Here is a 7,065-nt window from a genome sequence, read left to right as displayed (position 1 = left end):
TGACCCGGCAGCGGACGCCGGTACGGCGAGCCCGACCACCAACGCCCCGGCCACGCCGGCGGCGAGCCAGCGGGGGAACCGGTGCATGTGACGCTCCTCTACTCCGAGGCCGGCCTCGTAAGGCCGGCGATCGGAGTCTGCGACGGCGTCCGCTGCCGGGTCACCGGGTACGGGCCGCCGCACCGGCGACATGTCGCCGAGTGGACACGAGCACGACGGAGTGGAGGCCGGGACGCCGGAGACCGTGTCGCCCAGTTCGCGTGCCGCCGCTTCCTCCGGCGGCGGCCCTGCGACCTGTCGGCCCGGCCGGGGTCGACACCCGACCGGACACGGCGTGCCGGTCCGCCCGCCGCGGCCGGCTCACGTCGCTCCGGCGTCCCGACCGTCGCGGCCCCGACCACCCCCTGGCCGAGCCCGCGACAGGTGGGCCGCATCCGGGAAGCGGCGGGCCTCACCGCCGCGCCCGGACTCACCTCATCGCGGCCCGTACGCCCACCGTAACGCGCGCGAGCGCCGGGACCGGTGGGCCGAACGGAGATTTCCGCTGAGCCGCTGGTCAGCGACGGTTGCCCCGCCAGCCCTGGACGGGAAGGTCGAACTTGGCCACCAGCCGGTCGGTGAACGGGCGGGCCCGCAGCCGGACGATGCGCACCGGCAGCGTGCCCCGGCGCACCGTGACCCTGGCGCCGGGCGGCAGGTCGTAGACGCGCCGCCCGTCGCAGCAGAGCACGGCCAGGGTGGTGAACGGGTCGACGGTGATGACGAACGTCGACGTGGGCGCGGTCACCAGCGGGCGGCTGAACAACGCGTGCGCGCTGATCGGCACCAGCAGCAGCGCCTCCACCTCGGGCCAGACCACCGGACCGCCGCCGGAGAACGCGTACGCGGTCGAGCCGGTGGGGGTCGCGCAGATCACGCCGTCGCAGCCGTACCGGGACAGCGGCCGGCCGTCCACGTCGACGAGCAGCTCCAGCATCTGGGCGCGCTCGCCCTTCTCCACGCTGATCTCGTTGAGCGCCCACGACTCGATGGTCGGTCCGCCCTCGAACTCGGCGGTGACGTCGAGGGTGAGCCGTTCGTCCACCGTGTAGTTGCGGTCGACCACGTCACGCACGGCGGTGTCCAGGTCGTCGATCTCCGCCTCGGCGAGGAAGCCGACCTTGCCCAGGTTGATGCCGAGCAGCGGCACCTTGGTCGGGCGGGCCAGCTCGGCGGCGCGCAGGAACGTGCCGTCCCCGCCGAGCGCGAACACGATCTCGGCGCCCTCGGCGGCCTCCGGGCCGGTCACCGGCACCACGCCCGGCAGGTCCAGGTCGTCGGCCTCCTCGGCCACCACCCGCACCTCGAACCCGGCGGCGATCAGGTCGGCGGCCACCGCGCGGGCGTGCTCGGTGCTGCGTCGACGGCCGGTGTGCGTGACCAGCAGCGCGGTACGGCTCACCCGGACACCTCCTCGGTCGTGGCCGCCGTCGCGGCGGCGCCCTGCGGGCCGGCGGCCACCACCGCGCGGACCCGCTCCGGATCCGCGGCGGGCGCGCCCCCGCGCAACCATACGAAGAACTCGACGTTGCCGCTCGGCCCGGGCAGCGGGCTGGCCGCCACGTCGGCCAGGCCGAGGCCGAGCCCGGCGGCCGCCGCGGCCACGTCGAGCACCGCCTCGGCGCGCAGCGCCGGGTCGCGGACCACGCCGCCGGCGCCGACGCGCTCCTTGCCGACCTCGAACTGCGGCTTGACCATCAGCGCCAGGTCACCGCCGGGGCCGGTGCACGCGGCCAGCGCGGGCAGCACCAGCCGCAGTGAGATGAACGACAGGTCGGCCACCGTCAGGTCGACCGGGCCGCCGATCGCCTCCGGCGTGAGGGTACGCACGTTGGTGCGCTCGAACACCCGGACCCGCTCGTCGGTCCGCAGCGACCAGGCGAGCTGCCCGTAGCCGACGTCCACGGCGACCACCTCGGCGGCGCCGCCGCGCAGCAGCACGTCGGTGAACCCACCTGTCGACGCCCCGGCGTCCAGGCAGCGCCGGCCGGCGACGGTCAGGCCGCCGGGGGCGAACGCGGCGAGCGCGCCGGCCAGCTTGTGGCCGCCCCGGGAGACGTACTCCTGCGCCGGGTCCTCGCCGGTGACCAGCAGCGGATCGGCCGGGTCGACCATCGCCGCGGGCTTGCGCGCCCGCACTCCGCGCAGCTGGACGCGACCGGCCTCCACGAGCGCGGCGGCCTGCTCCCGGGAGCGGGCCAGCCCACGCCGGACGAGTTCGGCGTCCAGCCGGGTACGACGAGCCATCAGGTGTGTCTCCGCCTCTGCTCAGGCCTGGTCGATGGTGGCGAGGGTCTCGCGCAGCGTCTCGTACGCCGCCTCGTACTGGGCGATCTGGTCGGCCGGGGCGAGCGCCTCGGCGTTGGCCATGCCGCGCACCGCGGCGTCCACCGCCGGGTGCCGCGCCTCGCCGACCTCCTCGACCGGCGCGGGGCGTACCCCCGGGGGCGGTCCGGGCCGCGGACCCGGCGGCGGGCCGGGCCGGGGCGCGGTCACGAGCCGGCCGCCCGGCGCCCGGTGGCCTTCTTCGCCGGCGCGGCGTCCGGGGTACGGGAGACCGTGGCCGGTGGCTTCTTCGCGATCGTCTTCTTGGCCACCGCCTTCTTCGCCACCGCCTTCGACGGCGTCGTCGCCGGGGCCTTCGAGGGTGTCGTGGCCGGGGTGTTCGGCGGCGTCGTGGCGGAGGCCGCCTCTGCGTGGGACGGCTCCGGCTCGGACGGCCCGGCCTCGGACGACTCGCTCTTGGACGGCCCGCCCTCGGGCGACTCCGCCTCGGACGACCCGGCGGCGTCCGGCTCGGTCTGCGCCGGGGCGGTCCCGGCCGGTCCGGCGGACGGCTCGGGCCGCGTGGCGCCCGGTTCGAGGGTGCCGCGCGCCTCGCGGAGCTGCCGCTCCAGGTCGTGCACCCGGCGGGTCAGCTCGGCGACCTCGTCGGCGGTGGCCAGCCCGACCGCGCCCAGCGCCCGGTCCACCTCGAAGCGGACCAGCTTGGTCAGCGACTCCCGGTTCGCCAGGCCGGTCGCGACCAGTTCCTCGGCGAGCGTCTGGAGCTGGGCGGCCGTCGCGCCGCCCTGGCCGACGACGCGCATGACCGCGTCCTGTGCCTTCTTCCGGGGCGCCTCCGTCAGGCCCATGGCCAGCTCGAGGTAGGCGCGCCACGCGTCCTGCATGCCTGAGTCCTTCCGCGGGGCGAGGTGTGCAGGTGCCACGCTACCGGGCACCCCGGACGCCCCATTGCGGTACGGTGCCGGGAACGGCGTGGTTCGTGGTGAGGAGACGATGTGGCCAGCGTGGACGAGTGCCGGCAGGCGTTGCAGGACCTGGCCGCGCGGCTGGACCGCAACGCCGAGGCACAGGGCCGCATCGACCTGGACCGCACCCTGGCCTGCCGGATCACCGACCTCGGCACCGCGTTCCACGGGCGGCTGGAGGGTGGCCGGCTGGTCGACCTGGCCGACGGCGACGACCCGAAGGCGAAGATCGCGCTGAGCACCGGCAGCGACGACCTCGTCGCGCTGGTGCACGGCCGGCTCGACGTCATGTCGGCGGTGGCCTCCCGGCGGGTGTCGATCAAGGCGAACCCGTTCGACCTGATGAAGCTCCGCAAGCTGCTCTGAGCGGGCCGGCGCCTCAGTCGTCGAGGCCGAACGCGGCGAGCGCTTCCGCCGCCGCCGGGGACTGCGCGCGCACGCGCGGCCCGGCCGCCGTCGACCAGGCCACCGCGCAGAGCGCGGCCAGCGCGTCCAGGGGCGCTCCCGCGCCGTCGAGCACGAGGTCCGCGCCGGACTCCGTCACCGACCAGCCGCCGGCCGTCGCCCGGCCCGGCACCGCCACCACCGCGGCCGGGTCGAACAGGCCCGCGAGGTCGAACGAGACGTACGCGGGGCGGCGCTCCTCGGGTGCGGCCAGCAGCTCGGCGGCGTCGCTGACCCCGGTCAGCACCAGCAGGCTGTCCAGTCCGGCCCGGCGGGCGCCCTCGATGTCGGTGTCCAGCCGGTCGCCCACCACGAGCGTGCGCCCGGTTCCGGCGCGCCGCGCGGCGGTGGTGAACAGCGCCGGCTCCGGCTTGCCCACCACCACGTCGGGGTCGCGGCCCAGCGCGGTACGCAGCACCGCGACGAGCGAACCGTTGCCCGGCAGCGGGCCGCGCGGGCTGGGCAGGGTGCGGTCGGTGTTGGTGGCGTACCAGGGTGCGCCCGCCCGTACCGCCAGGGACGCCTCGGCCAGGTCGGACCAGCCGACCTGCGGGCCGTAGCCCTGGGCCACCGCGGCGGGCTCCTCGTCAGCGGTGGACACCGGCCGCAGACCCACCGCGCGCAGCTCGGCCCGCAGCGCCTCCGCGCCGACCACGAGCACGGCCGCGCCCTCGGGCAGCCGGTCCCGGAGCAGCTCGGCGGTGGCCGCCGCAGAGGTGAGCACCTCCGCCGGCCGCGCCGGAACGCCCATGCCGGTGAGCAGGTCGGCCACCTCGCTGGAGCGGCGGGAGGCGTTGTTCGTCGCGTACGCGACCGCCCGCCCCTCGGCGTGCAGCCGGCCGACCGCCTCGACCGCGCCGGGGATGGGCCGGTCGATCAGGTAGATGACGCCGTCCAGGTCGAAGACGACAAGCGAGTACGCCTCGACCAGCGGGCCGCCCGCCCCGGCGCGGTCGGGTTGTCCCCGATCCGCGCCGGAGGCGGAGTCACCGGCGTACCCGGTCATCGGCGGTCCGCCGCCTCGCCCTCGCCGCCCGCGGCGTCACCCGGCGCGAGCCGGTCGCCGCCGGCCTCGTCCGCCGGGGTGACGGCCGCTGCCTGGGCAGTGCCGGTCGGCGCGGTGGTGGCCGGCGCGGTGGTGGCGGGTTCCTCGTTCGCCGCGACGAAGGTCGGGGTGGTGGCGGTGCTGGTGGCGAGCGAGCCGGCCTCGGTGTCGGTCAGCTCGTCGTCGGCCAGATCGCCGGCGTCACGGTCCCGGTAGCCGGCCCGTGCCGCGTCCCCGCCGGCACCCGAGGTGACGTCGCCGCCGCCGCTCAGCCGCGCGTCGTCCTCGTCCTCGTCGAGGTCGTCGTCTTCGTCGTCCTCGTCCTCGTCGTCATCGTCGTCGAGGTCGTCGTCGTCTTCGTCATCGTCGAGGTCGTCGTCTTCGTCCTCGTCGTCGTCGCTGGCGGCCTCGGCCGACGGCTCGGACGCGTCCGCGTCGTCCTCCGGCTCGTCGTCGCCCTCGATGACCACGCCGTCCAGCTCCAGCAGCCGCTCGGCGGCGTCGGTCTCCCCCTCGGAGTCGACGTCGGCAGCCCGGGAGAACCACTCCCGCGCCTCCTCGCGCCGGTCCACCGCCAGCAGGGCGTCCGCGTACGCGTAGCGCAGCCGCGCCGCCCACGGCTCGGTCGAGTCCCCGGTCAGCTCGCGGACCTGGAGCATCGCCACCGCGGCGTCCTTCTGCCCGAGGTCACCGCGCGCCCCGGCGGCCACGATCAGCAGCTCGATCGCGACGGCCTGGTCGAGCTTGTCCCGGTCCGCGCCGCGGAACAGGTCGATGGCCCGCTCCGGCCGACCCAGCGCCCGCTCGCAGTCGGCCAGCACCGCCAGGTGGCTCTGCAGGCCGGTCATCCGGTGGTACGTCCGCAGCTCGGCGATGGCGGTCTGCCACTCACCCGCGTGGTACGCGGCCAGCCCGACGGCCTCCCGCACTGCGGCGATCCGCGAGGCGAGCCGGCGGGCCGCCATGGCGTGCGCCAGCGCCAGCGCCGGATCCTCGTCGATCAGCAGACCGGTCGCGACCAGGTGCCGGGCGACCGTCTCCGCCACCGGCTTGGCGAGGGAGAGCAGCTCGGCCCGGACGGCCGAGTCGAGGTCGCTCGCGACGACGTCGTCGGGCAGCTCCGGCGCCTCACCGGTACGCCCCTCGCCACGCTCGTCCTGGCGCTCCCGCTGCGGGCCGTAGCCGCCGGTCCGGCGGTCGTCGCCACCCGGCCGGTCGCCGTAACCACGGCGCTCACCGTCCCGCTCGCCCCGGTAGCCGCCCGGCTGCCGGTCGTCGCGACGGAACCCACGGTCACGGTCGCCGCCACGGAAACCGCCCTCACCGCGTTCGCCGCCGCGGAAACCGCCCTCACGGTCGCCGCCCCGGAAGCCGCCCTCACGGCGTTCGCCGCCGGCGTAGCTCTCCCGGCGGTTGCCGCCGCCCTGGTAACCGCCTTCGCGACGGTCACCGCCACGGAAACCGCCCTCACGGGCGCCGCCTTCACGACGGTCACCGCCACGGAAGCCGCCCTCGCGACGGTCGCCGCCACGGGCGCCACTGTCACGGTCACCACCACGGAAACCGCCCTCACGACGGTCACCGCCGCGGAAGCCACCGTCACGGAAGCCACCGCCCTCACGACGGTCGCCACCACGGAAGCCGCCCTCACGACGGTCACCGCCACGGGCGCCACTGTCACGGTCACCACCACGGAAACCGCCCTCACGACGGTCACCGCCGCGGAAGCCACCCTCGCGGTCGCCACCACGGAACCCGCCGCCTTCACGGCGGTCACCACCACGGAAACCGCCCTCACGACGGTCACCGCCGCGGAAGCCACCCTCCGGTCGCCGCCACGGAACCCGCCGCCCTCACGACGGTCACCGCCGCGGAAACCGCCTTCACGACGGTCGCCGCCACGGGCGCCACTGTCACGGTCACCACCACGGAAGCCACCCGGGCGGTCGTCGCGGCCGCCCCGGTACGAGGGACGGTCATCGCGACGGCCGTCGCGGCCGGCGTCACCACGCCCCTGGCCGCGGTCGGCGCGATCCTCGTAACGACGGGGGCGGTCCCCGCCCTGGGGTCCTGAGCTCACAGGTACATCCTTCCTGATGGCGTTTCCGCCGAGAACGCTAACGCAGTCGAGGGCCGCCCCTGCTGGGGCGGCCCTCGACTGGAAGATTGTCCGGCGGTGTCCTACTCTCCCACACCCTCCCGAGTGCAGTACCATCGGCGCTGGAGGGCTTAGCTTCCGGGTTCGGAATGTTGCCGGGCGTTTCCCCCTCGCCATGACCGCCGTAA

Annotated in this window: 7 protein-coding genes, 1 rRNA gene and 1 pseudogene; 2 read left to right on the top strand and 7 right to left on the bottom strand. The window is 76.0% G+C overall.

Annotated features, from left to right (window positions below):
* Positions 1-556 precede the first annotated feature (556 nt).
* From EAD96_RS01120 to EAD96_RS01105, 4 genes are read right to left on the bottom strand one after another with little or no spacing between them, the layout of a single operon-like run.
* Positions 557-1,441 carry an NAD kinase gene (locus tag EAD96_RS01120; protein ID WP_120570454.1) on the bottom strand — a complete coding sequence of 295 codons (885 nt, stop codon included), beginning with the start codon at positions 1,439-1,441 and terminating at the stop codon, positions 557-559.
* Entirely contained in the window at positions 1,438-2,286 is an 849-nt protein-coding gene (locus EAD96_RS01115; protein WP_121682957.1) for a TlyA family RNA methyltransferase, read from the bottom strand. The genes EAD96_RS01120 and EAD96_RS01115 overlap by 4 nt, the downstream gene beginning before the upstream one ends.
* A 21-nt stretch (positions 2,287-2,307) precedes the next feature.
* Positions 2,308-2,535: a hypothetical protein gene (locus EAD96_RS01110; RefSeq protein WP_121682956.1), complete on the bottom strand. Its 228-nt coding sequence runs from the start codon at positions 2,533-2,535 to the stop codon at positions 2,308-2,310.
* A complete protein-coding gene (locus EAD96_RS01105; protein WP_121682955.1) occupies positions 2,532-3,209 on the bottom strand; it encodes a phasin family protein in 678 nt (225 codons plus the stop codon). Before EAD96_RS01105 ends, EAD96_RS01110 begins: the two co-directional genes overlap by 4 nt.
* Before the next feature lie 111 nt (positions 3,210-3,320).
* Between EAD96_RS01105 and EAD96_RS01100 the strand changes: the two genes are divergently transcribed.
* Positions 3,321-3,656 carry an SCP2 sterol-binding domain-containing protein gene (locus tag EAD96_RS01100; protein ID WP_120570457.1) on the top strand — a complete coding sequence of 112 codons (336 nt, stop codon included), beginning with the start codon at positions 3,321-3,323 and terminating at the stop codon, positions 3,654-3,656.
* Between the two features lie 13 nt (positions 3,657-3,669).
* Here the strand turns inward: EAD96_RS01100 and EAD96_RS01095 are convergent, their stop codons facing one another.
* Together EAD96_RS01095 and EAD96_RS31105 are read right to left on the bottom strand one after the other, a co-directional pair.
* Complete coding sequence (locus tag EAD96_RS01095; protein WP_121682954.1) at positions 3,670-4,740, bottom strand: HAD-IIA family hydrolase; 1,071 nt, start codon at positions 4,738-4,740, stop codon at positions 3,670-3,672.
* A 485-nt stretch (positions 4,741-5,225) separates the two neighbouring features.
* Positions 5,226-5,744: pseudogene (locus EAD96_RS31105) on the bottom strand (Replicase polyprotein 1ab); the annotation flags it as partial.
* Positions 5,745-5,801: 57 nt separating this feature from the next.
* Between EAD96_RS31105 and EAD96_RS30970 the strand changes: the two are divergent.
* On the top strand, positions 5,802-6,821 hold the full coding sequence (locus EAD96_RS30970) for a hypothetical protein (RefSeq protein WP_158614770.1): 1,020 nt from the start codon (positions 5,802-5,804) through the stop codon (positions 6,819-6,821).
* 126 nt (positions 6,822-6,947) lie between these two features.
* On the opposite strand, the gene rrf is transcribed toward EAD96_RS30970, so the two are convergent.
* A 5S ribosomal RNA gene (gene rrf / locus EAD96_RS01075) occupies positions 6,948-7,064 on the bottom strand.
* Position 7,065 lies beyond the last annotated feature (1 nt).

Source organism: Micromonospora sp. BL1 (assembly GCF_003667485.1).
Taxonomy (GTDB): Bacteria; Actinomycetota; Actinomycetes; order Mycobacteriales; family Micromonosporaceae; genus Micromonospora; species Micromonospora tulbaghiae.
This window is presented reverse-complemented; position numbering and strand designations above follow the sequence as displayed.

Excerpts from the sequence above, each read along its gene's own strand:
- EAD96_RS01115 (WP_121682957.1), bottom strand. The coding sequence starts at position 2,286 with ATGGCTCGTCGTACCCGGCTGGACGCCGAACTCGTCCGGCGTGGGCTG.
- EAD96_RS01105 (WP_121682955.1), bottom strand. The coding sequence starts at position 3,209 with ATGCAGGACGCGTGGCGCGCCTACCTCGAGCTGGCCATGGGCCTGACG.
- EAD96_RS01095 (WP_121682954.1), bottom strand. The coding sequence starts at position 4,740 with ATGACCGGGTACGCCGGTGACTCCGCCTCCGGCGCGGATCGGGGACAA.